Source organism: Blastopirellula sp. SH421 (genome assembly GCF_057808535.1).
Genome location: NZ_CM173712.1, coordinates 1,116,698 through 1,139,757, shown reverse-complemented (window position 1 = coordinate 1,139,757; position 23,060 = coordinate 1,116,698). Strand labels below are relative to the sequence as shown.

At 54.7% G+C, this 23,060-nt stretch carries 22 protein-coding genes; 7 read left to right on the top strand and 15 right to left on the bottom strand.

Annotation, left to right across the window (positions count from 1 at the left end; genetic code table 11):
• Positions 1 to 6: 6 nt before the first annotated feature.
• Positions 7 to 480, top strand: a complete 474-nt coding sequence (locus SH421x_RS04640; protein ID WP_488854229.1) for a hypothetical protein — start codon at positions 7 to 9, stop codon at positions 478 to 480.
• 31 nt (positions 481 to 511) lie between these two features.
• Here the strand turns inward: SH421x_RS04640 and SH421x_RS04635 are convergent, their stop codons facing one another.
• The 4 genes from SH421x_RS04635 to SH421x_RS04620 all read right to left on the bottom strand — a co-directional run bounded on the left by SH421x_RS04635 (position 512) and on the right by SH421x_RS04620 (position 5,197).
• A complete protein-coding gene (locus tag SH421x_RS04635) occupies positions 512 to 3,031 on the bottom strand; it encodes an efflux RND transporter permease subunit (RefSeq protein WP_488854228.1) in 2,520 nt (839 codons plus the stop codon).
• A gap of 143 nt (positions 3,032 to 3,174) precedes the next feature.
• A complete protein-coding gene (locus SH421x_RS04630) occupies positions 3,175 to 4,176 on the bottom strand; it encodes a TerC family protein (protein WP_488854227.1) in 1,002 nt (333 codons plus the stop codon).
• Entirely contained in the window at positions 4,173 to 4,754 is a 582-nt protein-coding gene (locus SH421x_RS04625; protein WP_488854226.1) for a hypothetical protein, read from the bottom strand. Before SH421x_RS04625 ends, SH421x_RS04630 begins: the two co-directional genes overlap by 4 nt.
• 89 nt (positions 4,755 to 4,843) lie before the next feature.
• Positions 4,844 to 5,197 (bottom strand): hypothetical protein, encoded by a 354-nt coding sequence (locus SH421x_RS04620; RefSeq protein ID WP_488854225.1) that lies wholly within the window; start codon positions 5,195 to 5,197, stop codon positions 4,844 to 4,846.
• A 263-nt stretch (positions 5,198 to 5,460) separates the two neighbouring features.
• Between SH421x_RS04620 and SH421x_RS04615 the strand changes: the two genes are divergently transcribed.
• The 4 genes from SH421x_RS04615 (at position 5,461) to SH421x_RS04600 (ending at position 11,301) form a co-directional block, all read left to right on the top strand.
• Entirely contained in the window at positions 5,461 to 6,315 is an 855-nt protein-coding gene (locus tag SH421x_RS04615) for a transporter (RefSeq protein ID WP_488854224.1), read from the top strand.
• Between the two features lie 95 nt (positions 6,316 to 6,410).
• Entirely contained in the window at positions 6,411 to 7,001 is a 591-nt protein-coding gene (locus tag SH421x_RS04610) for a hypothetical protein (protein ID WP_488854223.1), read from the top strand.
• Positions 7,002 to 7,441: 440 nt separating this feature from the next.
• Positions 7,442 to 10,699, top strand: a complete 3,258-nt coding sequence (locus SH421x_RS04605; protein WP_488854222.1) for a CHASE domain-containing protein — start codon at positions 7,442 to 7,444, stop codon at positions 10,697 to 10,699.
• A 176-nt stretch (positions 10,700 to 10,875) separates the two neighbouring features.
• Positions 10,876 to 11,301, top strand: coding sequence for a VOC family protein (locus SH421x_RS04600; protein WP_488854221.1), 426 nt, complete (start codon positions 10,876 to 10,878; stop codon positions 11,299 to 11,301).
• Here the strand turns inward: SH421x_RS04600 and SH421x_RS04595 are convergent.
• Complete coding sequence (locus SH421x_RS04595) at positions 11,298 to 11,786, bottom strand: LURP-one-related/scramblase family protein (RefSeq protein WP_488854220.1); 489 nt, start codon at positions 11,784 to 11,786, stop codon at positions 11,298 to 11,300. The two genes, SH421x_RS04600 and SH421x_RS04595, sit on opposite strands and share 4 nt — an antisense overlap.
• A 236-nt stretch (positions 11,787 to 12,022) precedes the next feature.
• Between SH421x_RS04595 and SH421x_RS04590 the strand changes: the two genes are divergently transcribed.
• Together SH421x_RS04590 and SH421x_RS04585 are read left to right on the top strand one after the other, a co-directional pair.
• Positions 12,023 to 12,322, top strand: a complete 300-nt coding sequence (locus tag SH421x_RS04590) for a transposase (protein ID WP_488854219.1) — start codon at positions 12,023 to 12,025, stop codon at positions 12,320 to 12,322.
• Positions 12,295 to 13,185, top strand: coding sequence for an IS3 family transposase (locus SH421x_RS04585; RefSeq protein ID WP_488856410.1), 891 nt, complete (start codon positions 12,295 to 12,297; stop codon positions 13,183 to 13,185). The genes SH421x_RS04590 and SH421x_RS04585 overlap by 28 nt, the downstream gene beginning before the upstream one ends.
• A gap of 66 nt (positions 13,186 to 13,251) precedes the next feature.
• On the opposite strand, the gene SH421x_RS04580 is transcribed toward SH421x_RS04585, so the two are convergent.
• The 10 genes from SH421x_RS04580 to SH421x_RS04535 all read right to left on the bottom strand — a co-directional run bounded on the left by SH421x_RS04580 (position 13,252) and on the right by SH421x_RS04535 (position 22,785).
• Complete coding sequence (locus tag SH421x_RS04580) at positions 13,252 to 14,031, bottom strand: manganese catalase family protein (protein WP_488854218.1); 780 nt, start codon at positions 14,029 to 14,031, stop codon at positions 13,252 to 13,254.
• Positions 14,032 to 14,227: 196 nt separating this feature from the next.
• Positions 14,228 to 14,749: a hypothetical protein gene (locus tag SH421x_RS04575; RefSeq protein ID WP_488854217.1), complete on the bottom strand. Its 522-nt coding sequence runs from the start codon at positions 14,747 to 14,749 to the stop codon at positions 14,228 to 14,230.
• A 39-nt stretch (positions 14,750 to 14,788) separates the two neighbouring features.
• Entirely contained in the window at positions 14,789 to 15,214 is a 426-nt protein-coding gene (locus SH421x_RS04570) for a BON domain-containing protein (RefSeq protein ID WP_488854216.1), read from the bottom strand.
• Between the two features lie 331 nt (positions 15,215 to 15,545).
• On the bottom strand, positions 15,546 to 16,175 hold the full coding sequence (locus SH421x_RS04565) for an FMN-dependent NADH-azoreductase (protein ID WP_488854215.1): 630 nt from the start codon (positions 16,173 to 16,175) through the stop codon (positions 15,546 to 15,548).
• Between the two features lie 43 nt (positions 16,176 to 16,218).
• Positions 16,219 to 18,000 (bottom strand): amidohydrolase, encoded by a 1,782-nt coding sequence (locus tag SH421x_RS04560; protein ID WP_488854214.1) that lies wholly within the window; start codon positions 17,998 to 18,000, stop codon positions 16,219 to 16,221.
• Between the two features lie 12 nt (positions 18,001 to 18,012).
• Positions 18,013 to 18,558, bottom strand: coding sequence for an antibiotic biosynthesis monooxygenase (locus SH421x_RS04555; protein ID WP_488854213.1), 546 nt, complete (start codon positions 18,556 to 18,558; stop codon positions 18,013 to 18,015).
• Positions 18,559 to 18,624: 66 nt separating this feature from the next.
• The gene (locus tag SH421x_RS04550; RefSeq protein ID WP_488854212.1) at positions 18,625 to 19,296 is read right to left on the bottom strand and encodes a hydrolase; all 672 of its coding nucleotides are present in this window, start codon (positions 19,294 to 19,296) and stop codon (positions 18,625 to 18,627) included.
• 99 nt (positions 19,297 to 19,395) lie between these two features.
• A complete protein-coding gene (locus tag SH421x_RS04545; RefSeq protein WP_488854211.1) occupies positions 19,396 to 19,884 on the bottom strand; it encodes a MarR family winged helix-turn-helix transcriptional regulator in 489 nt (162 codons plus the stop codon).
• A 146-nt stretch (positions 19,885 to 20,030) separates the two neighbouring features.
• Positions 20,031 to 21,296, bottom strand: a complete 1,266-nt coding sequence (locus SH421x_RS04540) for an MFS transporter (RefSeq protein WP_488854210.1) — start codon at positions 21,294 to 21,296, stop codon at positions 20,031 to 20,033.
• 127 nt (positions 21,297 to 21,423) lie between these two features.
• A complete protein-coding gene (locus SH421x_RS04535; protein WP_488854209.1) occupies positions 21,424 to 22,785 on the bottom strand; it encodes an alkaline phosphatase D family protein in 1,362 nt (453 codons plus the stop codon).
• Between the last annotated feature and the right edge of the window lie 275 nt (positions 22,786 to 23,060).

The following is a 23,060-nucleotide window of genomic DNA, read 5'->3' as shown; positions in this document are numbered from 1 at the left end:
TTCAAAATGTGTACCGGCGTTGCGATTGACCGCTGCGAAATCCCCGACACGCTGCTCGACGAGTTCGATCTGGCGCAGCAACTAACCACGCGCGGCGCTGCCGCGACCCCTGAAATTCAATTTCGCTACCAAGACAAAACGCCGCGGCTGCCGGTTTGGCTAGATGGTCGGCTGCAGCTTGTCACCTGGGGCAACCGCGACGACAAAACTTCCAAGCTGCCCAAAACCGGCTGGTGCCGAACCGATAGTCTGGAAGCCGGCAAATGGAAATGGCTGCACCCTGAAGAGGTCGACATCCGCGCCAACTACGGTCTTGAAAAAGGAGTCTGGTTCGCGATCCCCGAAGGAATCCGCGGCGTCGTCATCAACGATGAACATCGACGCCCTCATGTCTATATGTTGACGCAAGAGGCGAGCCATTATTACGAAGTGATGACTCGACATGCGCGGATGCCGGTGCTGATTGGGGACCAAATTTAAGAGATGCTGGTTGCAACTAACAGCGCTGCAATTAACAGCGCTGTTTCAAGCGGCGGCGTTTGGGTGTACGAGAGAGCGGTAACGCGTTGCGATTGGACTCTGGCGCCGTTGATCTTGGCTGGAAAACGCTTCCCAAAGGCCCCGCCAACAGGGCTGGCAGCAGGATCAGTTCGGCGATGACGCCGGCGATCAGGATGGTCAGCATCAGCACGCCAAATTGTTTGGTCGGCGTGAACGTGCTGAACGCAAAGACCGAAAGCCCCAACCCGTTGATCAGGGCCGCCTGAAGCGTGGGAGTGGCGCAGTGTTCATAGGCGCTGAGGATCGCGACGTGACGATCGCCAGTGCGATCGAGACTTTCGCGGAACCAAGTCAGGTAGTGAATCGTATCGTCAACAGCAACTCCCAGCGCGATGCTGGCCGACATCATCGAGCCGATATCGATCGGATGGTTGAGCCAGCCCATGCCGCCAAAGACAACCAAAATCGGCAACACGTTGGGGAGCATCGTCACCAGCCCAGCGCGAACTCCGCGCGCCACAAACATCAGCAGCGGGGTGATCGTCAAAAACGACCAGGCGGTGCTCTCCATCAAACTTTGCAACAGCGCCCGCTGCGCCTTGTAAACAATCGGAATCACGCCAGTGTAGGTCGCGGTGATCGGCGGTTGAACTTGCGTCTTGTAAGCGATCTGGTCAGCATGTCCACGGATGATAGGATCGACCAAATCGCGCAGTCGCGCCGCGAATCGGCCATAGTCGACATTCTCAAACGCCGCAACACGAACGCTGATTCGCCAAAGTTCGTCATTACTCAGGCTATCACGCGTCAAATAGCCGCTGCCGAGCAACGCGGGATAGCTTTTTTCAAACTGGGAATTGGTCGCCGTGCGTCGGACCAGCGCAAAGGCTCCGCGCTGCGGACTTGGCAGCGGCGGCACAAAGGTAGTCGCCGAAATCGAAGGTCCGACGATATTGGCGCCGTTTTCGCCAAATTCTTGCTCAATCACTTGTTGCACATCTTCCACAATGCGCATCCGCTCGACCAGCGAAAGCTGCGGCCGATTAAGATACGGTTGGCCATCTTCGCGCGGCACGCAGTGATCAAACCGCAATACAATCTCCATCGGCACCAACTGGCCCACATGACCTTCCAGCCAGCGATAGTCTTGTAAGATCCGCGCCTGATGATCGAAGAGTTTCATCAAATCGACCGACGTCTGGGTGCGGGTCAGCCCAAAACTAAGTCCCACAATCACCGTCAGACAGAGGGCCGAAACCCAGCCATGTCGACGAATAATCAAGCCGCCAAATCGATGCCAAAACCCGGCCAGTGCAGATTGCAGATACTGCAGGATAGCCCAACGAGAACGCGTTTCCACTACAGCGACTTGGCTCTTCACTGCAGTTTTGCCCGGCCAAGCTTGCAGGGCCGCCGGCAAAAACAGAAATAACACGATCAAAGTTTGCATCACGCCCAGCGCGGCGAACAAACCAAATTTGCTGATCGGACGCAGGTCGCTGGTGCAAAGCGATAACAGCCCCAGCGCCGTTGTTACCGAACACAACAGAGCCGGTTTCCAGCCGCGCGCAATCGCCTGCAGCGGCGCAGCGTGCGGACCATACTCCTGAAGCGCGGATCGATAGTAGTTGATTAAGTGAACGGCGCCTGATATCGCCAACACGTAAACCAACGAAGGCATCGACAATAAGATCGCGTCGCTGGTCGCTCCACCCCAACTGACGGCCGCCAAACTGCCCGCCGCGCTGAAAATACCGCAGGCAAACACGATCATCGTAAGGCGCAAACTGCGCAGCGAGCACCAAGCGAGTCCAATCCCAAACAGCGCCGCCAGCCCAGCCAGGCGGATCATTGTCTGCTCTCCTTCTTCGTCGATCGCAATGTTGTCGACTGGAGGCCCGCCCAAGTGAGCTGAGTCAGGATCAATCTCGCAAGCGCGCATCGCGGCGAAGAGCATTCCCTCGTCACGCTGAACTTTCAGGCGTCCCTGCGCTTTTCGCCCCAGAGCCGATCGCAAATCAAGGATCGCTTCATTGGTCAAAGTAACCACCACGCAAGTATGCCGGCCATCGTCACCAATCAGCGCACCTCTCAGGCGATCAACCGCCGTGTCATACGGCACATTCATCGGTTCAGACGTCAGCCGATTGAGCATTCGTCGGCCGGTGGTGACCGACTTGATGTAGCGGTTCTCGCTGACCTCTGCATCACCGGCCGCATTCGCTTCGAGTAACTGAGCAAAGCGTTCAATCCGGGGATCGTCTTCGAAATCGCCAGAGTGCTGCGCCGCATGGCCCAGCAGACAGCCATCCCAACTGACGATCACAAATTGATCCGCGACAAAATGCTCGCGAAACCACCGTAAGTCGCCTGTTTCGGAATAGGTAGGAGGCAACCAATCCGCCACTTTATTGGTGTTACTGCGAATCGTACGCCCTGCACCGGCAAACACCAGCGGAGCGGCGATGACAAACAGCAATACAATCCATTTCGCGTTACGAGCAAACCACTCGGTTGAATTCCGTTTCATAAGACTTTCCCTATCCGCATTTCTGCGGTTCGACATGACCGGTTGGTGCGACAATCGTGCTGGAACAGGCGCCGTAACTTCTGTAGCGGTCCGAGCCGAGGCCGTGATTGTTGGTGAAGGAATTTACTGCGGTTTGACATGCGTCAAATTTCCTCCGTCTGCGAAACTATCTGGCTGGCGTTTCTTAGCGCTTCGCGGCGTGCGTCAATTAGCGACGCGATGATGCCGACGCTCAAGATCCCGCCGATAATCGCCAGCGAAATCAAATTGGGAATCGGCATGTGATGGGAGACAAGCATTTTGACGCCGACATAGGCCAGCACAAAAACCAGGCTCGACTTCAGATGACGAAATTCGACCAGACAGCCTGCCAAGACGAAGTACAGAGACCTCAAACCGAGAATCGCAAAGATATTCGACGTAAACACCAAGAACGGATCCTTGGTCACGGCAAAGACCGCTGGAATCGAATCGACCGCAAACACTACGTCGCTGGTCTCGACAAAGATCAACGCCAGCAGGATCGGAGTCGCCGCCCAGCCGCTGGCCGTCTTCACAAAGAACGCGCCTGTTGAGGTGTCGTCGCTGATCGGAAAGAATCGGCGCAACAGCCGCATCAGGTAGCTTTCGTGGATCGCCACGGTTTCATCCCGCGAAATCAACAGTTTGACCGCCGAAAACAACAGCAATAAGCCAAACAGGTACACAATCCATTCAAACCGCGCCAACAAAATGGCGCCCAATCCGATCATTGCCCCACGCAACACGACCGCGCCTAAAATCCCCCAAAACAGCAGCCGATGCTGATGCTTGAGCGGGATCGCAAAATAGCTGAAGATCAGCGCGATCACGAAAATGTTGTCGATCGAGAGCGACTTCTCTAAGACATACGCCGTCAGAAACTGCACAGCGGCGTCTAACCCTGAAATTCCGCCTGTCGGGATGGAGACAAACGAATCCAAATGGCCACTGTACAGCGCATACACGACGCCGTTGAACGCCAGCGAAAGCCCGATCCATAACCCGCTCCATTTAAGCGACTCGGCGATGCTCGGCTGATGGGCGCGCCGATGAAACACGCCCAAGTCGAGAAGCACCAATAGTAGGATCAATAGGATAAAGCTGGCCCAAATGATAGGGCTCATATGCCGCACCCCGGTGCGCCAGCTTGGACGCCGTTGTGACTGGAGATGACCTCATTGGGCGATAGTTCGATGATCCGGTCATCTTCAAAGACGCCGGGGACAAAATCGAGCGTCACGCGCACATGCGCCGGATCAAGCGTCCCAAATTTCCAAGCGAGCCACTGTCCCATGGTCAACTGCTTCGACCATTTCTTTAGGCAGTTGCGTAAGCGAACAACGACCGGATTGCGGTCATCTTGGGCTGCTGTCAGCGTCGTGAGACAGCCCTCGATTTGACCGGCCAGCAGCAAAGCAGTGGCAAAGTTAGCTTTGAGGTAGGTTGGCAAGTCGGGTCGCATGGTGATCGATCCGGATCGCAAGAGCGTGGCGCGATACCACTGAATCGCTTCGGTGTAGCGGCCCATTCGCAATAGGCAGACGCCGCGGGCATTTCGCAGTTCGGTGTCATAACCGGGATTGCCGAGCAGCTGTAGAGCGGCGGTGTAATCTTGCTTTTCGACGTAGCGTTTTGCTTTGGAAAGGGGAGAAAGATCATAGCCAGCGCCACTTTGAGGGCGCGCAGCGGTCTTCGGATTCATAGGAAGAACTCCAAGCGGTTCGCAAATCAAGTGCGATACCAGAGGCTAGTGCAGAGAAAGAACGAAGGTACGAACGTGGCGCAAAAGATTTAGAGCTGCCAGCGAACCTTCAAAATCTGCAGACTAGAAGCGGCGACCACGCCGGCCGGCGATTGGTCGAGCGACGACGATTTCCAACGATCAATGATCGTATCGTCATAACTGGCGAACAGGCTAACCGCCTGCTCAAGCAGCGAACGGACGTTGGTCTCCTTCTCCAAGCGATTTGCCGTGCCAGCATCAAAATGATCGGCCGGGGCGATGCTGGTCACCACCTGCTGGGCCGGGGAAAAGCAAGGCGCAATCGAGTGGGTATTGGTCGTAGCAGACCAGCAAATAGCGGCTGCCGTCAGCATGACGGACAGGAGAGACAGCGTAGGGATAAATCGCCGCAGACGATTCATCAAGTTGATTCCGGACGCCGTAAACGGCGAAATAAACGGGAACGAAATGTTCCCTGCTTTCCTGAAGAATACGACGGGCGCTGCGCAACGTCAAGTGATGCAGGTCGCGGGTTACCCGCAGTTTGGCGAATAATCCGCTAGCAGTCTCCCTGCTAATTGAGCCAATTTTACGGACAATCTCCCGGCAAATGACGTCACCCCCACCCGATCGCCGATCCAAGGAGGACAGGCAATTCGCCGCCAAACTTACGGATGCGGACAGGATGATGACGCGGACCTTACTGCTGCTCTTTGTTCTCGGCGTCGCAGGGGCTCCAGCGATCACTGCTGCGCAGATTCCGCTGCCTAGCATTGCTGAGCGTGCTTTTACGCAGACCGCCGAATCAGGCGAAGAAGACGAGATTGAGACCGACCGTGACTCGTTTACCCCGGCGACTAGCGTGGTTGGATATCACCATACGGTGATTGAATCGGCTTACACGTTTATTGAAAACCGTCGCGTTGCCGAAACGCATAGCTTTCCTGAATTGCTTGCTCGCATTGGGGTCAGCGATACGATCGAACTGCGGGTCGGCTGGAATTACGAAGTCGGCGGCGCCGGCAATCCTGCCTCGGGCAATGTGCCGGCTGATTTCGGCGATGAAGGGCAGATCGAACGCGAGAGCCGCATGCTGTATGGCGGCAAATTTTTGCTAACCGAGCAATGTGGCTGGACTCCGCGCAGCTCACTGATCTTGCAAGGCTTCACTCCGACCAGCGGCGAGGCGAATGACAGCGACTTCACCGCGACTTATGTCGGCGGTTGGAGGTTGCCGTTGGGTTGGGAATGGGATTCGGCCTTGCACTATAGCACGAGCAGTTTGGAGGAAGATCATTTCAACGCGTGGGCGCCGTCGACGGTGCTGAAGATTCCCCTCGGAGAGCGTTGGAAAACGCACGCTGAATACTTTGGCATTTTCACGGACGGCCGCGCGGCCGAGAGCGTGCAGCATTTCTTTAGCCCCGGCATTCATTACTTGGTCACGCCCAATCTAGAAGTCGGCGTCCGCGTCGGCTGGGGCTTAAACCAGCAGTCCCCCAACTTCTTTAGCAACATCGGCGGCGGGGTTCGATTTTAGGAACAGAGCGCACAGATTTCAATTGCCGCCGCGCTGGTTGAGCCTCTAAATTCAACTGCGGTTTTTGGATTCTCTCTAGCATTGCGGCGACGGGGATGGACCTATCACGCGAAGAGCGAGACGAACTGGCGTTGGCCCTACGGCGACTTGTCACCGGGCGAATGACGAACGATGATTTTGACGAAGAGTACGACCAGAAATGGTTCGACTGCGAGGACCTTGCCGTCAGCGAGATCGCAGCATTCGGGTGGGAACTTTTCAACAGCGATCTACTGCTGGCTTACAAACTGAAGGGACGATACGCCGTCACTCCTGCCGAGCGGCGGATTGCCAGTCGTGCGATCCTCTTCCTGCAGTCCAATCTTAACTATCAGTGGCCTCCAAATATTCTAGGCATTGCTCCTTACTTTTCACCGTGGGGCCCTGGTTGGAATTTGTTGCTGGGTTTGGTTTTAATTTTCGCCGCGATCTGCGTGGGTCCGCCTGCGTTGACGCTCTGGGGGTTTGGCTTGTTGGCGCTGCTTCCCACCTTCTATTGGTTGGCGACCTATCAAAGCCGGACGTCCCAGCTTCAGGAGTTTTACGCGAGCGGAGACTTCTCAATTTGGCCATTTCAAAATCAAGCTGACTTTGACCAAGCCAAGCGGTCGCCGAGATATTTGACCGGCGCTGGGCGAGAATTCTAGAGGGATCGTTGTCCCAGCCTGGTCACCATAATCGAAGGATCGTCAGCGCAAAGTCCTTTAGCCCCGTTCTTGAAGGGGGAGCGATATTCCGGTTGTCCGATTTCTAACGCTTGACCGCCGCGGTCAGACTTGAAGTTGCGGTGATTAGGTCGCTAGGTTCCGGCGTAATATAGCCCGCAATCTATGCTATTGAGGGCGATAAATCAGACTCCACCGCGGAGACGCTCTTAGGCAAGCAGCCAGACTTGCCGCAGATAGAACGGCAAATTTCGGCATCGGCAGGAACCGAAATGCAACAAGCCATCACTCATCCAATCGAGTCGCGCACCTCGTCAACAATTGACGCAGCGTGGTTGATCGTTGCTGCTCGGATACTTCTTAGCTTGAGTCTCTGCGCGACGCTCCTGGTGCTGCTCTCTTGGCTGACGGGGTGGACCTCGATGCGCTCCATCATCGATGGCCTCCCCACGATGAAGGTGAATACGTCCATCGGTTTAATACTGCTCTCTGTGACCGGTCTGTTGCGTACGATTGTCACGCCTCCCGATAGCAAATTTCCGATCCTACCCCAGCTGTTCGCATTACTAACAATCGGACTGGGAGTCGCCTGCTTGGTTCAAGATCTGGCTGCGATTGACCTGGGGATCAACACGCTGCTTTGCGATGATCTCGCTTCGCTCAAAGCGGGCAATCTGCCGGGACAGATGTCTCAAGCATCGGCAATGGGGATCACGCTACTCGGCCTCGGCCTCTACATGTGGCGTGATGGGCTGAAGTGGGTGGGTACCGTCGCGACGGTGTTGGGCGGCTTGATCGGCGTCGGCGGGATACTACTTTTTCTCACCCGCGCTACCGGATTACGCCATTACGATATTTACTGCACGACGGCGATCCATACCGCGATATTCCTGACTGCAATTGCGACCAGCAACCTCCTGACGCAACGTGGGTTGCGAAATGTTAACAACCTCCAGTCCTATCTAACGCTAAAAAAAGAGATCCAGCTGGCAAAATCATTGATCGCTTTGGTCTGCGTGACGTTGCTGATGGGTCTATTAGTGACGATCTTTTTGGTTCACGACTCGCAGCAGCATATTCTCGAAGAACACTACGTCCAGTTTCTCCGCCGTAGCGAATTACTGACGCAAGTGATTCAGCGACGCGCCAACATTTGCGTCTACGGGCTCAAAGGGGCCCGCGGAATGTATACCGGCAGTCAGTTTGTTAGTCGCGATGAATTCAAAGCGTATGTTGAATCTCGCGATTTGCCGAACGAATTCCCGGGTGCAATTGGCTTTGGTATGATTCGTCGCGTGAACCGGTCTGACATCGATGCGTTCATTGCTGCAGAACGAGCCGATAATGCGCCCGATTTTGACGTTCATTTGCTCGGAGACGCGCCTCAGGCTTACATCATCCAGCATATTTATCCGCTGGAGGCCAATCGTTCGGCCTGGGGATACGACACGGGATCTGAAAAAGTCCGGCGGACCGCGATCGAAAAAGCGATCCGCTCAGGGGAGCCGACAATCACCGGCATGATCCATTTGCTGCAAGATAATCGGCCGAGAGCCGGTTTTCTCTACTATGTGCCGATCTATAAAAATGGATCCAATCCAAAGACGCCTGAGGAGCGTATGGCCAACTCGCTAGGCGCCCTCTACGCACCGATCATTTTGGAACGAAGCCTCGAAAACCTGGGGGGACTACTGGACGATGGACTCGACTTTGAGATCTTCGACGGCGGCGAACAATCGCAACGTACCCAGCTGTATGATCACGATGATCATCTCAAAAGTTTCCGCAGTCTCGAAATAAATCAATCGGCGTACGCGGATCGTCAGTTCTTCAACAGCATGCCGATTATGGTCGGAGGCCGGGTCTGGACGATCACAACGAGTACTACCGACGCATTTAATGCAAAGATCGATCGCGTCACACCCACTGTCTTCGCACTCGGTGGAACGACGCTCAGCCTGTTACTTGCTGGAATCGTTTGGTCGATGGGCCTCAGCCAGACGCGCGCTAACGCCTTAGCCGAAGAGATGACGCGAGAGTTTCGCAACAGCGAACACCTCGCGACACTTGCGGCGGAAGAAGCGGAACGCTTGGCCAAGATTATTCGACGCACCAGTAACGGTGTAATCATCACTGACGTCGAAGGCAAGATCGTCTGGGTCAATGATGGCTTCACGCGGCTCAGCGGATATAAACTAGCAGAAGCCGTCGGAAAAACGCCCAGCAAACTGCTCTATGGACCGAATAGCAATCAGGATGCGATCGCACGCTTAGCAAAAGCTGTCCAACTTCGGGCTTCCACTTATGCCGAAATTGTCAACTACAGGAAAGATGGGCGAGAATATGTGGTTGTTTCCGAAATTGCGCCGCTGACGGATAAGAACGGCGTGCTGACCGGATTCATGATGATCGAAAGCGACATCACCGAGAAGTGCGCCGCCGAAAGTCGCTTGAAAGCGGTCAACGCAGAACTGATGTTAGCGCATGAAGAGGCGAAACTCGCCAGCAAAACCAAAAGTGAATTTCTCGCCAATATGAGCCACGAGATACGGACTCCGATGACAGCGATCGTCGGGTTTAGCGATCTGCTGTTAGAAACGGAAGTGTCGGAAGAAGAGAAACGGAAATCGATCGGCACCATTCAACGCAATGGAAACCATTTGCTCGAATTGATCAACGACATTCTTGACCTCTCTAAAGTCGAAGCAGGCAAGTTTGATATCGAGATTCGGAAAATGGATCCGCAGGAAATCGTCCGCGATGTGTACGAATTGCTTATCGAGCGAGCGATCTCGCAGGAAAATCGGCTGCTGATCGAGTGGAAGGAACCAATTCCTCACACGATCCTCTGCGATTCAACCCGTTTGAAGCAGGCCTTGCTGAATCTCGTGGGAAATGCAATCAAGTTCACCAAGCACGGGACCGTGAAACTGATGGCCGAGTGCGACTTCGCCCACCAGCAAATGATCTTCCAGGTGATTGACTCGGGAATTGGCATGGCGCCGGAACAACTCGAACATATATTCCAACCGTTTCGTCAGGCGGATACGTCAATGACACGCAAGTTTGGGGGAACGGGTCTAGGCCTGACGATCACCAAGCAAATCGCCGAACTTTTGGGAGGCGATGTCCAAGTGAAGAGTCAACCAGGAAAAGGTAGCGTCTTCACATTGCGCGTCGCGACCGGAGATCTGACAGGCGTCAGCATGCAATCCTCGCGAGGGATTCAACCAACGACCATCACCTCGCCGGTCTCCGAGGTTCAAACGCAACTACGAGGACGGATCCTCTTGATCGAGGATGGCCCCGACAACCGGAAACTAATCAGCTTCATCTTAACGAAGGCCGGCGCCAACGTCTCCATCGAAGAGAACGGTAAACTTGGGCTTGACGCCGCGCTGGCCGCATGGCGAAAGAACGAACCGTTCGATGTCATTTTGATGGACATGCAAATGCCGGTCATGGACGGCTACACCGCCGCCGCCGAACTTCGCAACGCAGGCTACACCGGCCCGATTATCGCACTTACCGCGCATGCGATGCGGGACGACATCAACAAGTGCCTGGACGCTGGCTGCGACGCCTATCTGACGAAACCGATTGAACGGAAGTCGTTCCTGGCCGAAATCAGCATTCGCCTGCAAAGGAATGCTTTGCAAAACGACGCCCAAATAACCTAGGCAAGTTGCCTGGTGATAGCGTTTGCTGAGGAGAATCCGATCGGTCCATGTCTCACCTGAGATGAAATTGCATCTCCTTCGCAAAATCAGTCCTTCAGTGCTTCCCTGAAGCTAAAGCTTATTATTAAATACTTAAGCCAGCTTCGCCACTTTACTCTCTCAGGAGCTTTACTCCGATGAAAGTCAGTCCCTATCTCTTTTTTCGCGGCGATTGTCAAACTGCTTGTGAGTTTTACGAGAAGCTCCTTGGCGCCAAAATTGAAGCGATGTTTGCTCATGCTGGCTCGCCCGGCAGTGAAGAGCTGCCGGAAGACTGGCAAGATAAAATCATGCATGCTTGCCTACTGATCGGCGATACGCTGCTGATGGCGTCAGATTGCCCACCGGAACAATATGAAAAGCCGCAAGGCTCTAAGGTCTCGCTGAATATCGACGAACCGTCGGAAGCGGAACGAATTTTCGCGGGACTTTCTGAAGGGGGCAAGATCGAGATGCCGCTGCAAGAGACTTTTTGGGCGCAGCGGTTTGGCATGGTGGTTGATCGCTTTGGCACGCCGTGGATGATCAATTGCGCCAAGCCGATGCCTGCCGGGGACGATTAGCTGCGATTTTGCTCGTCGTCCAAAATTTTGTCGATCACAATCGCAGCGCAGAGGATAGAGATATCATCCTCGCCAGCTTCGGTCTCGATCCCATAGGTATCGGTCCAGGTCCAATACGCTTTGTTGACGTTGGCGACTGTGCGTCCATGGCGAGTGAAGCGGTATTGGTGATCCCAAAAATTACCCTCGATCTCATAGTCGTTGGGGCCCGGCACATCTAACGTAAACTGCTTGTTGAACCAGGTAAAAGTTTGGGTCAATTCGGCAAACAATTGGCCGTCGCGATACATTTGGTACTGCGGCATCCAAGTCATTAGTTTTTGTTTGATAAAGGCCAGCTCGTTTCCTTGCAGGTCTTGGAACGAGAGCTTGTGCCCCCAAGAGAAGACTTCCCCTTTGATCCAATAAACGGGCTGATGTTGCTCATCATAGATGTGCAGTTCGTCTCCCCACGCCCAAAGCTTCTGCTGCATAACGTAGCGCACTGTGTCTCTCCCCCGGCAATCCTGCGAATTGTAAGGACGCAGCGATTATAGCCGCTCCCCTGCTCTGTTCGTCGTTTATTGCACGATCTTGTCACTTGGGAAAAAAGAAAACCGCAGACGGTTCATCCCGTCATGCGGCTTTCAGCTTTTGCAGGTCGCTTGAGGTGGCCCAGACTTGACGGGCGCGGTTTCCTCTAAGATTGTAGGCTGAGAAGCGGCAACTTAGGAGAGCCAAGATGGCCAAGGGGAAACGCAAGCAGCCACGAGCAGCGCGGCGTGAATTTGATCGAGACTTTAAGCTTCAAGCCGTGCAGATGATGCTCGACGGCTACACGGCCAAGTCCGTTTCCGACAACCTGGGCGTCGGAAATCCCAATTTGCTCTACCGCTGGAAAGCGGAGTTCGTCGCCGAAGGAGGCCAGGTCGCCGAGACGCTGGACCAGGAAGTCAAAGAGCTCCGCGACAAGCTGCGTCGAACCGAGCGGGAACGCGACATCTTAAAAAAAGCATTGGGCATTTTAAGCCAACAAGAGTAGCCGAAGTTTATCAGGTGATCTCGGTGCTGTCGCAAGACGTATTTCCCACGACCGAACTTTGCGACGTGCTGCAGGTTTCCCGCAGCGCGTACTACGACTGGAAGCAAGGCATGCTGAACGTTTATCAGCAACAGGATGAGCGGCTCCGGCCGTTGGTTCAAGACGTTTTTTATCAGCACAAGCGGCGTTACGGCGCAAGGCGAATCTCACGTGAACTGATCGAGCAAGGCGTCCCGTGTAGTCGCCAAAAAGTCCGGAAAATCCTGGACCAATTGAGCCTGACCGCGATCCAGCCGAAGTCGTTTCAGCCGCGCACGACGAACAGCAAACATACTTTGGGTTACAGTCCGAACCTGCTGCTGGAAAGCTTTCAGCTTGACGACATCAATCAGGTTTGGGTCGGCGACATAACGTACATCGCCTTGCCGTCGCGGTTCGCCTACCTGGCGATCCTGATGGACCTGTTCTCTCGAAAAATCGTCGGCTGGTCGTTGGCGATGAACATGGAAGCTTCGCTGGTGATTGATGCATTCCGAAAAGCGATCCGCGCTCGTCAGCCGCCGCCAGGCTTAATTCACCACACCGATCGTGGCGGCCAGTACGCCGCGATCGAATACCGAAAGCTATTGACCCGAGCAGAAATGAGGCAAAGCATGAGACGCGCTGGCGATTGCTACGACAACGCATTCATGGAATCATGCTTTGGAACGATCAAGACCGAACTGGAACTGACAAGCTACGAGTCCTTGGAAGAAGCTCACCGAGAAATCGCGGAATACATCAATTACTACAACAACATTCGCCGACATTCATCAATAGACTATCTTTCACCCACACGCTTCGAATCCTCGCGTGCTTCTTAAGGGAAACCGCGCCCGTCAAGTCTGGGCCACCTCAGCTAACTTTAATGCCGGCGAGGAGAATATTAATTAGCGCGATTTCTTCTTTACCTTTTTCTTCGCTTTCTTTTTGGCGCCAGAGGTCGACTTTGAACTGGACTGGAACATCTCAAAGGCGGGATTGTCGATCCGCTCCCACTCTTTACCGCTATTCCACGGGGCGTCAAAGTCTTCTCCCATCTCCCCTTCACCGGTCGAATCGTTAAAGAACTTGTTCACGTATTCGTCTTCGACTGGCATTGAGCCAATCTCAAGCGGCCCTTTGTTCATACTTTCCAGAGCGATGCCGAACGCTTTCATATGCGCAATCTCGCGAGTCATGAGAAATTTCAGCGCATCTTTCGTGCCGGGATCATCGCAGTAGCCGATCAGGCGTTCATAGGTGATTTTGGCGCGGGCTTCGGCCGCCATATTATTTCGCAGGTCGACTTCCATTTGACCAGTGACTTTCAAGTAGTCAGCAGTCCAGGGATTTCCCTGAGAGTTGTTCAGTGACACTCCCCCACCACCGACCACTGCGATCAAGGGATCCGCTTCCGCTTCGTCTCGACCGCCATCTTTGAGCGGCTTCAGGTGCATCCTCGCGAGGCTACCGATCACCTCTAGATGACTGAGTTCCTCTGTGCCGATATCTAGCAGCAAGTCTTTGCGTTTCGGATCCTCGCAATTCAGTCCCTGGATGGAGTACTGGAGGGCTGCGGCAAGTTCGCCGTTGGCGCCGCCGAATTGCTCCAATAACATTCGTCCAAACCGCGGATCCGGGGTCCCTACATCGACGGTGTACATCAATTTTTTGACATGGTGGTACATGAGTATTTGTCCTTATCAAAAAGTTATATCCAGCATTGCGCAAGCCGTACGGCGCAAAGTACGCAAGTTACGAGGGCTGCTTGAACCCGGTGGCGAAGAGTTGCCTATCCCAGGTACGCCTAACATAAAACGCAAGGCGTACGAAGACGCCTTGCGCTTGTCCATAACTTCGGTGACGGCCTCCGTCTTGACCTCGCTAGCTCCGTCTCGACGGTTCGCTGGCCATCGAGATATCTTCGGCGCCTGCTTCTTCGAAGATCTGCTTCGCGCGCTTGGTTTCGTTTGAGTCTTCAGAATGAACCGAGATCAACGCGTGTCCTTCTTTGACTTTCCGTTCGTAAAGTTTCGCTTCAAACTCCGGAATTCCCATCCCGATCAGCCCGCCGGTCACTCCACCGATCGCACCACCGACGGCTACGCCGGCCAATGCGGCCATGATTGGTCCGGCGGCAATCAGCGGGCCCACGCCGGGGATCGCCAAAGCGCCGATACCGGCGAGCCAACCCAATCCTCCTCCGACAATCGCTCCGGTTCCCGCACCGGCTGTTGCGCCTTCCGGCGCTTTGGTTTGGTTGTCGACGCCCAGTTCATTTGGTCCGGTAGCGTCGGGATAGAGCAATGAAATGTCGTTGTTACTGAAGCCGGAAAGCTTCAGTCGTTCGACAATTTGCGAGGCTTGCTCCACTGTTTTGACTGTGCAAAATACCGCCTTAGACATGATTATCATCCTGTGAGAATGTTCGATTTGAAAAACGACTTACTCGACTTCTAGTTCGTTCACAACGTTTTCAGCGCCCGCCACTTTGGCGGCTATTTCGGCAAGCTTTGTCTTCTCTTCGGCCGATTTCACTGGACCACGCAAAGTAACCTTGCCTGCCTGAGTGATGATCTTGATGTTGTGAGCATTGACCGACATCTCGGTATCAACAACTTGCGACCGAATCTCAGCCGTGATGTCGATATCCTTCTGATTTTCGTTTTGATTGATCGGAGTCTTGGCTGCGTCACTCTGATCTCTCTCGTTCACCGCCGTGTTGTCACGTTCGGCGTTCATGTGGTCGTCGTGGTCGACATGCGCCTCCTCGTTTTGTTCGACAGGAGCTTCGTTGGAGGAGCGATCTTGTACGTCGCAACCTCCGCCGATCCCCAATGCGAGGCACGCAGCAATGGTGAAAACTCTCATGGCTATTGCTTTCGTGGGTGGTTATTGAAATTGAAATTCTGCTGACATGTAGATGGCAAATTGCGTGCCGATTCGCAGAATGCGTGAACCGTTCAAATTTCGGTCTAGCTTGGCCGCGATTCAACTCTGGATGGCAAGTTCTGAGACCAAGCTGAGCGTCAGTCGCTCGTTTTTTTGATTGCCAGCGAATGTCGCATAACCACCCATTCCAGATCGCAGTACTGGGATGGATTTACCTGGCCCATAACGACAAAAACCGTAAGACGCGGTAAAGCGTCTTACGGTTTTTCAGCAGATCGTGCAGCGATCCGTCGTTTTTGTGTGCGTCGTTTTAGAAGCTGGCGGCGATTTCCGCCGCCTGCTTTTTCGCTTCGTCTTTCGCCGCGCCAGCCACTTCTGGCGGCGCCAGCATCGGTTGAACGAGGATACTTGTCACTTCCGTAAAACCGATGAAGCCGAGCAAAAATTCGACGTACGATTTTTGAAAATCAAGCGCCTTCATCGCTTCGCTCGAAGTATATTCGCCGCCGCGAGCATAAATTACCGTAATCGGCTTGCCGGTCACCAAGCCCGTGTACCCGGTCTCTGGAGAATAGTTAAAGGCCAAGCCCGGCTGCGTAATCACATCGATCAGATGCTTCAGCTTATACGGAATGCCAAAGTTCCACATCGGGAGACTCAACACATATTTGTCGGCCGAGTTGAAGCGATCGAAGACGTCGGTCACTGCATTCCAAGCAGCGGCTTGCTCTGGCGAGTGCTCTTTCCCATTCAGGATCTGGTATTTTGCATCGATCGTATCTCCATCAAATTCTGGCAACACAGTCGACCACAAATCCCAGGTCTCCACTTCGTCGGCCGGATTGGCCGCTTGATACCGAGTTAAAAATTCTTTCGCCACGGCGATGGACGCCGAACGAGCTTTGCGAGGAGACGATTCGATATGCAGTAATTTCGCCATGTAATTTTCCTATTCTGAATTTCAATAGATTGGAATTGTTCCATTAAAGTCCGCAGCCGCAACTGGTTTCCCAGACTCGACCGTCTGCCGCCATGATCGGGATATGTTTGTGCTGAGGGGGAAGCGGTTGCGAATTGTCGTAGCCGCCAAAACGTCCCACCGGCGACCAGTCAGGGCTGACCTTCGGCAGCGGCGGAGCAAGCGACGCAAACTCTTCGGTCCCGTACACGACTTTGCCCCCGACAACAGTCAACACGCTTTCAATTCTGCGGATCTCATCTTCTTCGACGGCAAAATAATCGTCGCTCAAGGCTGCCAAATCGGCGAAGCTGCCAACGGCTAGCGTCCCTTTTTTGTGGTCTTCGTTGCTGAACCACGCGCTGCCATGCGTGTAAAGCCGCAACGCTTCTTCGCGGCTGAGTCGATCACCGGGGTCATGCATCACCGTACCGCCTACCGTCTTGGAGGTCACCATCCACCAGAGACATGTCCACGGATGATAGCTGGCGACGCGCGTGCCGTCGGTTCCGGCGCCCACCGGCAACCCCATTTGCAACATTTTGCGGAGCGGCGGCTTGCGTTTGACCGACTCGGCGCCGTAGCGGCGGATGTAATACTCTCCTTGATAGGCCATCCGATGTTGCGTTGCGATCCCACCCCCTAGCGCGGCGATCCGCTCAAGATTTCGCTCTGAAACAGTCTCGGCATGATCGATAAACCAGCGCAATTTGTCGATCGGCGTTTCGCGATGGACTCGCTCGAAGATATCAAGAAACCGCCCGATCGATTCGTCATAGGTTGCATGAATCCGCCATGGCCACTGGGCGGCGGCCAACTTGCTAACAACCGCTTCCAAATCATGCTCCATTACAGGGCGCAGATCTGGACGTGGCTGCAGAAAGTTTTCAAAGTCGGCGGCGCTCCAGACCAGGTTTTCGCCACCGCCGTTAACACGCAACAGATCGCTGCCAGCGCCCGGCTTGGTCATCCCGATCCAGCGCGTGTAGTCGGCGAGCTCTTCGCCCGGCGTTTGGGCGAACAGACTATAAGCGATGCGCAGCGTCAGTTGCCCGGCTTCATCGAGATGCTTCACCACAGCATAGTCGTCTGGATAATTCTGTCCGCCGCCGCCGGCATCAGAAACGCTGGTCACCCCAAACCGATTCAGCTCGCGCATGTAATGACGGGTCGAATTGAGTTGATCTTCCCATGACAATTTTGGTGCGTTGGCGATCGTCGAGTAAAGAATTAACGCGCTAGGTTCGGCGATCAGCAAGCCGGTCGGGTTCCCTTGGCCATCCCGCGCAATCAATCCCCCAGGCGGATTGGGAGTCTGCTTGCCAAAGCCAAGCACGCGCAGCGCCGCTTTGTTTAAAAGGGCCGAGTCGTACAAGTGCAGCACAAAGACCGGCGTGTCAGGCGCCGCTTTGTTGATTTCATCCAGCGTCGGCATGCGCCCTTCGGCAAACTGAAACTCATTCCAACCGCCGATCACGCGGACCCATTGCGGCGGCGGAGTGTTCTCGGCCTGGATGCGAAGTTGCTCCAGCGCTTGCGCAACGCTCGGCACGCCATCCCAGCGGAGCTCTAGGTTATAAAAAAGCCCCGCGCGGATCACATGCAAATGCGAATCGTTCAATCCGGGAATCACCCGGCGATGATGCAGATCCACCTTTTGCGTCTGGTCGCCGGCCAACGCCAAAATCTCGTCGTTGGCGCCGAGGGCGGCAACCACTCCGCCGGTAATCGCCACTGCGGCAACTTCGGACTGGCCGGCGACCTGCGTCGTGATCTGGCCATTGTAAAGAATCAGCTCAGGTTCCATCGGTCGACTTTCTTAGGATTGTGTAGCAGAAGGATGCAGCCACGAAGCGAACAACCGCGTCAGCAGCGGCATCGCAGCCCAGGCCAGCGTGATGACCACAAATACGTTGACAATGGCAGTGATCGCCACCGGATGTAGAGAAGCAATCTGTGGAGGCAACAGCGTTGACCACAGCAGCACGGTCGGAAAAACGCCTAGCCAAGTCAGCAGCGCCATTTTCCAGCGCGGCGGTGCAGCACGCAGGTCGCTGCGAAAAAAGGCTTCCATTCCGTTCAAACGCCGCAAGATCGGCTCGCCCACCACTAGCGGCGCCGATTGACGCTCCCAGTCGGCGAACATCTCAGAAGCGTAAAAAGCTTGACTGGCTGCTTCACTTTCAAACGAACGCAGAATGCCATATTCGCCGTTTGGGCCTCCGGTGACCGGTCCCAACAGATGAACGCCGGTCGTTCCCTGATGATGCAAGGATCGCCGGGCAAAGTCGCGCAGCGCCGCTTCAAATTCAGCTTCTTTTCCCGGTTTGACTTGCCGAGTGATCGCAATGTGAACGCCGACCATCGATCGTACCTCTCTGCGGACGATCGGCCCGTTGACCGATCGTCGTGCATTTTTTGCGGATGACGACTAGGACTGAACCTTGCGAGCCGGTGGAGCTTTGTGAACCATCGTATAGGCGTACTCGATCCCCATGCCGTACGCTCCACCATGCTCGCGGAAGAGATCCATCACCGCGTTGTAGTGATCACGGTTGGCCCAATCACGTTGGAACTCGAGTACCGTCGCGACCGTCGTCATCCGCACCGCCCCGGCTTGCACCATTCGCGACAAGGCAGCGTCATGCGCGGCCGGCGACGTTCCGGCACAAGCATCTTCCACTACGTAGATGTTGTAGCCTGCGGCCAACATGTTGAGGGTTGGCCAAGTAATGCAGACCTCGGTCCATAGGCCTGACAGGATAATGTTCTTTTTACCGGTCGCTTCGATCGCTTTACGAAACTCCAGCGTATCCCACGAATTCATCCCGGTTCGTTCGATCGGCGATTGAGCCGGAAAGAGATCGAGCAGTTGCGGCCACATCTCACCGCTAAACGAGTCGGTCTCAACCGTGGTCAAAATGACCGGCACGTTAAACTCTTTGGCGCCTTTGGCCAACAGCAGAACATTGTTCAACAATAGTTGGCGATCAATGCCGCTGGCGACGCCAAAAGACATTTGCGGTTGATGATCAATAAAGACAACCACGCTATTTTCAGCCGTTAACAGGCCGTCATCGGTGTTCGCAAGAATGTTCGCCATGATTGGTTTCTCCTTGAGCGTGAGGCGGCGCCTCGTGAAGGGGGAAGCGGGACAGATATCTGTTGCAACATATATCTATCCAAAAAAACGGGAAAAAGGTTACGCGTTCAGCTTTCGAGCCGCATACAGCAGCTTCGAGAGTGATCTCAATTGAAGGTCGCTGAGATCTGCAAACTGGGATTCATGCAGGTCCGCGACCGGTTGGTCCAGTTTCTTCAAAACGGCCTTTCCTTGGCTTGTCAGCGTAACCCAGACGACGCGCCGGTCATCGACGCTCCGCTCACGCTCGACAAAGTGATTTGCTTCTAGGCGATCGACCAACCGCGAGATATCGGTTTGCGAGGTGATCATCCGCTCGGCAATTTGGTAGGTCTGCATCGGCTTCCCTTCGCCCCGCAAGATGCGTAATGCGTTGTACTGCGGATCAGACAGGCCATGCTGTTTCAACAGCCGAGCAAACTGGCCAGCCAACTGCTCATGCGTGCGAACCAGATTTAAAAAGGCTTCTTGTTTCAAGCTGGTAAATGGAGTTCGCTTGCCGATGTCAGCAGCGAGTCCTTGTTCCTTGTTGTGGGGTGCGTTTGCCATGCCCCATTTATACGTCGAACCACTATATGTTGCAACACCTAATTGAAAAAAAGTCTAGTTCAACACAACACCCTCGGATTCTCCGCAGTTTCAGGGCTGAGACTGCAATTCGCAGCCTGCCAGGCAGTGTGGGGAAGCCGCGCCGCTTAGCTTTGCGGCTCTAGATTGGGCAAAAGCGCTGTCAGCAGTCCGACCAGCGGCAGGAACGAGCAGACATGGTAGACGTATTCGATGCTTGTTTGATCGGCCAGCCAACCCAAGGCCGCCGCGCCGATGCCGGCGATGCCAAAGGCGAACCCAAAGAACATCCCCGCAATCATGCCCACTTTGCTCGGCATCAGCTCTTGGGCATAAACAATGATCGCCGAAAAGGCCGATGCCAAAATCAAACCGATCGGCACCGTCAAAACCGCCGTCCAAAACAAATTGGCGTACGGCAAAATCAACGTGAAAGGCAACACTCCCAAGATCGAAAACCAAATCACTGTCTTAAACCCGAGCCGATCACCCACCGGTCCCCCGCCCAATGTTCCAACCGCTACGGCGCCCAAAAAGACAAACAGATACAACTGCGCCGCTTGCACCGGCACATCAAACTTGTCAATCAAATAAAACGTGTAGTAGCTGCTCAGACTGACCAAGTAAATGTATTTGGAGAAGACCAGCAGCAACAACACGCCGACCGCACCATACACGCGACCAGGCGTCAGCGTGGATGTTTGCTCCAGCCCAAGCTTCCGTGGATTGGCTTTCAAATCGTTCAGATGACGTTGATACCAACGCCCGACGTAGCCCAAAATAATCAGCGCTGCGATGGCGCCAATCGAGAACCACGCAATGCTCGGCTGTCCCCACGGGGCCACCACAAACGCCGCCAACAACGGACCGATGGCCGAGCCTGCGTTGCCGCCGACTTGAAACAGCGATTGCGCAAAACCATAACGCCCGCCCGAGGCGAGCCGCGCAACGCGTGACGCTTCGGGATGAAAGACCGATGAACCGATCCCCACCATTGCGGCGGCGATCAAAATGGATTCGAAGCTGCCGGCCATCGCCAGCATGTTTAAGCCGACCAGCGTAAAGCACATCCCGACCGCCAACGAGAAAGGCCAAGGCCGGCGATCAGTCACCATGCCGACCAGCGGTTGCAGCAGCGATGCGGTCACCTGAAACGTAAACGTGATCAATCCCACCTGAAAGAACGACAGCGAATAGTTTTCTTTTAACAGCGGATAAACCGCAGGCAACAGCGACTGCATCACGTCATTCAGCAGGTGTGAAACGCTGAGCGCCCCGAGAACGGCGATCACCAACTGCGGACGACTAACTTTCGCATCGGCAGCGATTGTTGAGTGAGGTATTTCGGGTGAGACTTCTTCGGCCACTGCTGGGCCGTTACGATCGGTCGCCATAACAAAAACTTCGCATCAAGGGTGCATCGGAGAGGCTCGTTGGCATTTGGATGCCGGGGAACGCTGAGGGAGACAGCTTGCCGAGACTTCAGGTTCAGATCCCCAACACAGGTGGAAGCCGTCCAACCTACGACTCTCCGCTTCCATCAAAGCGTTCTTCATGGACAACTGTCCCATCTACGTCACGATGTCGGAAGGTCAGTTGCGGCTTTCCGTCGACCTGCTCAACGTCCACGCTCAAAAATCCACCAGCAACACGCAAAAAGCGATGCTCTGGACGAAAATTCTCTTGGCTCCAGCCGCCAGCATGTTTGTCGGTGCTGGGACCGCTGCAAAACTCATGCAGCCCGGTAGCGGCGTCGACAGAGTAGTACTGCCAGTGCCGATCACCACAAATGATGTACATATCTTCGTCGGCGAGAAACTTTCGCACGCGATCTCCCTCGGATTGCCAGACCGCGTTCGAGTGATTGTCGTTTTTTCCTTTCGGACGATCAGGCCCGATGATCGGCGTCGGGCTAATCAAAATCTTGAAGCTCGCGTCTGACGCGGCGACCGTCTCGCGAAGCCACTTCCACTGAGCCTCTCCCCAGATCGATTTGTTGGGACCATCGGCCATTCGATTCGGACTGCGGTAGTCGCGACCTTCCATGATCCAGACTTGCAAGTCTTTTCCCCAGCGAACCGTGCGATAGGGAGAATCGCCCAGCGGGTTTTGTTCATCAAAAACCGCCAACCCTTGCTCAAATGTCAGATCGCCATACTTTTGTCCCGGCCACGCGTCATCCTTCAGGATGTCGTGATCGTCTTTCATGAAATAACTAGCGATCTGGGGATAGAACTGCCGGTGATATGGCAAGTTGTCCATGCGATGCCAATGGAGCCGCGCCAGATCAACGTTGGTCGCTAGCGGCTTGGTATCATTGTCGTAATAAACGATGTCGCCGGTATGGACAAAAAATTTCGGCTTCAGCAGCAACAGATCGCGATACATGCGTTGCCCCAAGCCGGGAGCGTCGATTGTTGCATACTTGTGACACGAGGTGACAACAAAGCGAATCGGCACAACGGTCGTATCGTTGGGCGCGGTCTCGAACGTTCCTAGCGCTTCGCTGTTGCCGGTATCGTGCTTTGCTTCGACCGCATAGCGATAGCGAACGCCTGGCGTCAAATTGCTGAGTGTAAATTGCACGGCAAAATCATGGTCTGGCGTCGTCTCGCGCCAGTCCGTCGTTTTCTCTGTCGCTGTCTTACCGGCCACCCAATAGCGCACGCGCACTTCGGCCGCCACGCCTGGCAAGGCAAACTTAGGGTCACACTGATCCACGGCCGAAGTCCGAGTCCACACAATCGCCGAGTCTGAAGTCACTTCGCCCACTTTGATCCCGCTGCTAAAAAACGGCCCGCTCGGATCCGCGCCAAAACTTCGGGCAGTCAGGGTCAACGGCAAACCGGCCGCTAATAACTTGAGTGTCGAACGACGGTGCATTGAAATCTCCGCGCGGCAAATGGTGGGAGGATGAGGGGGGACATCGCTAGTATAAGTAGAATGGAAGGCAAAAGTCATGGCAGCGATTGCCGATCCATCCTCCCACGAACCACCCAATCAAGATATGTACATCGCCAACAACTGGTTCGCTTGGGCAAGCCTCTCGGCCGGGTTCGCCGCCTTGCCTCCATCTTCGCCAAGATTGGATTAAATGGGTGAACTTGGACTTCGCCACGTTGATTCGCACCGGGGGTCATCCTGATCGTGTTGGCGAT

Coding starts and splice junctions, on each gene's coding strand:
- SH421x_RS04640 (WP_488854229.1), top strand. CDS start 7: ATGTGTACCGGCGTTGCGATTGACCGCTGCGAAATCCCCGACACGCTG.
- SH421x_RS04635 (WP_488854228.1), bottom strand. CDS start 3,031: ATGAAACGGAATTCAACCGAGTGGTTTGCTCGTAACGCGAAATGGATT.
- SH421x_RS04630 (WP_488854227.1), bottom strand. CDS start 4,176: ATGAGCCCTATCATTTGGGCCAGCTTTATCCTATTGATCCTACTATTG.
- SH421x_RS04625 (WP_488854226.1), bottom strand. CDS start 4,754: ATGAATCCGAAGACCGCTGCGCGCCCTCAAAGTGGCGCTGGCTATGAT.
- SH421x_RS04620 (WP_488854225.1), bottom strand. CDS start 5,197: ATGAATCGTCTGCGGCGATTTATCCCTACGCTGTCTCTCCTGTCCGTC.
- SH421x_RS04615 (WP_488854224.1), top strand. CDS start 5,461: ATGATGACGCGGACCTTACTGCTGCTCTTTGTTCTCGGCGTCGCAGGG.
- SH421x_RS04610 (WP_488854223.1), top strand. CDS start 6,411: ATGGACCTATCACGCGAAGAGCGAGACGAACTGGCGTTGGCCCTACGG.
- SH421x_RS04605 (WP_488854222.1), top strand. CDS start 7,442: ATGCGCTCCATCATCGATGGCCTCCCCACGATGAAGGTGAATACGTCC.
- SH421x_RS04600 (WP_488854221.1), top strand. CDS start 10,876: ATGAAAGTCAGTCCCTATCTCTTTTTTCGCGGCGATTGTCAAACTGCT.
- SH421x_RS04590 (WP_488854219.1), top strand. CDS start 12,023: ATGGCCAAGGGGAAACGCAAGCAGCCACGAGCAGCGCGGCGTGAATTT.
- SH421x_RS04580 (WP_488854218.1), bottom strand. CDS start 14,031: ATGTACCACCATGTCAAAAAATTGATGTACACCGTCGATGTAGGGACC.
- SH421x_RS04575 (WP_488854217.1), bottom strand. CDS start 14,749: ATGTCTAAGGCGGTATTTTGCACAGTCAAAACAGTGGAGCAAGCCTCG.
- SH421x_RS04570 (WP_488854216.1), bottom strand. CDS start 15,214: ATGAGAGTTTTCACCATTGCTGCGTGCCTCGCATTGGGGATCGGCGGA.
- SH421x_RS04565 (WP_488854215.1), bottom strand. CDS start 16,175: ATGGCGAAATTACTGCATATCGAATCGTCTCCTCGCAAAGCTCGTTCG.
- SH421x_RS04560 (WP_488854214.1), bottom strand. CDS start 18,000: ATGGAACCTGAGCTGATTCTTTACAATGGCCAGATCACGACGCAGGTC.
- SH421x_RS04555 (WP_488854213.1), bottom strand. CDS start 18,558: ATGGTCGGCGTTCACATTGCGATCACTCGGCAAGTCAAACCGGGAAAA.
- SH421x_RS04550 (WP_488854212.1), bottom strand. CDS start 19,296: ATGGCGAACATTCTTGCGAACACCGATGACGGCCTGTTAACGGCTGAA.
- SH421x_RS04545 (WP_488854211.1), bottom strand. CDS start 19,884: ATGGCAAACGCACCCCACAACAAGGAACAAGGACTCGCTGCTGACATC.
- SH421x_RS04540 (WP_488854210.1), bottom strand. CDS start 21,296: ATGGCGACCGATCGTAACGGCCCAGCAGTGGCCGAAGAAGTCTCACCC.
- SH421x_RS04535 (WP_488854209.1), bottom strand. CDS start 22,785: ATGCACCGTCGTTCGACACTCAAGTTATTAGCGGCCGGTTTGCCGTTG.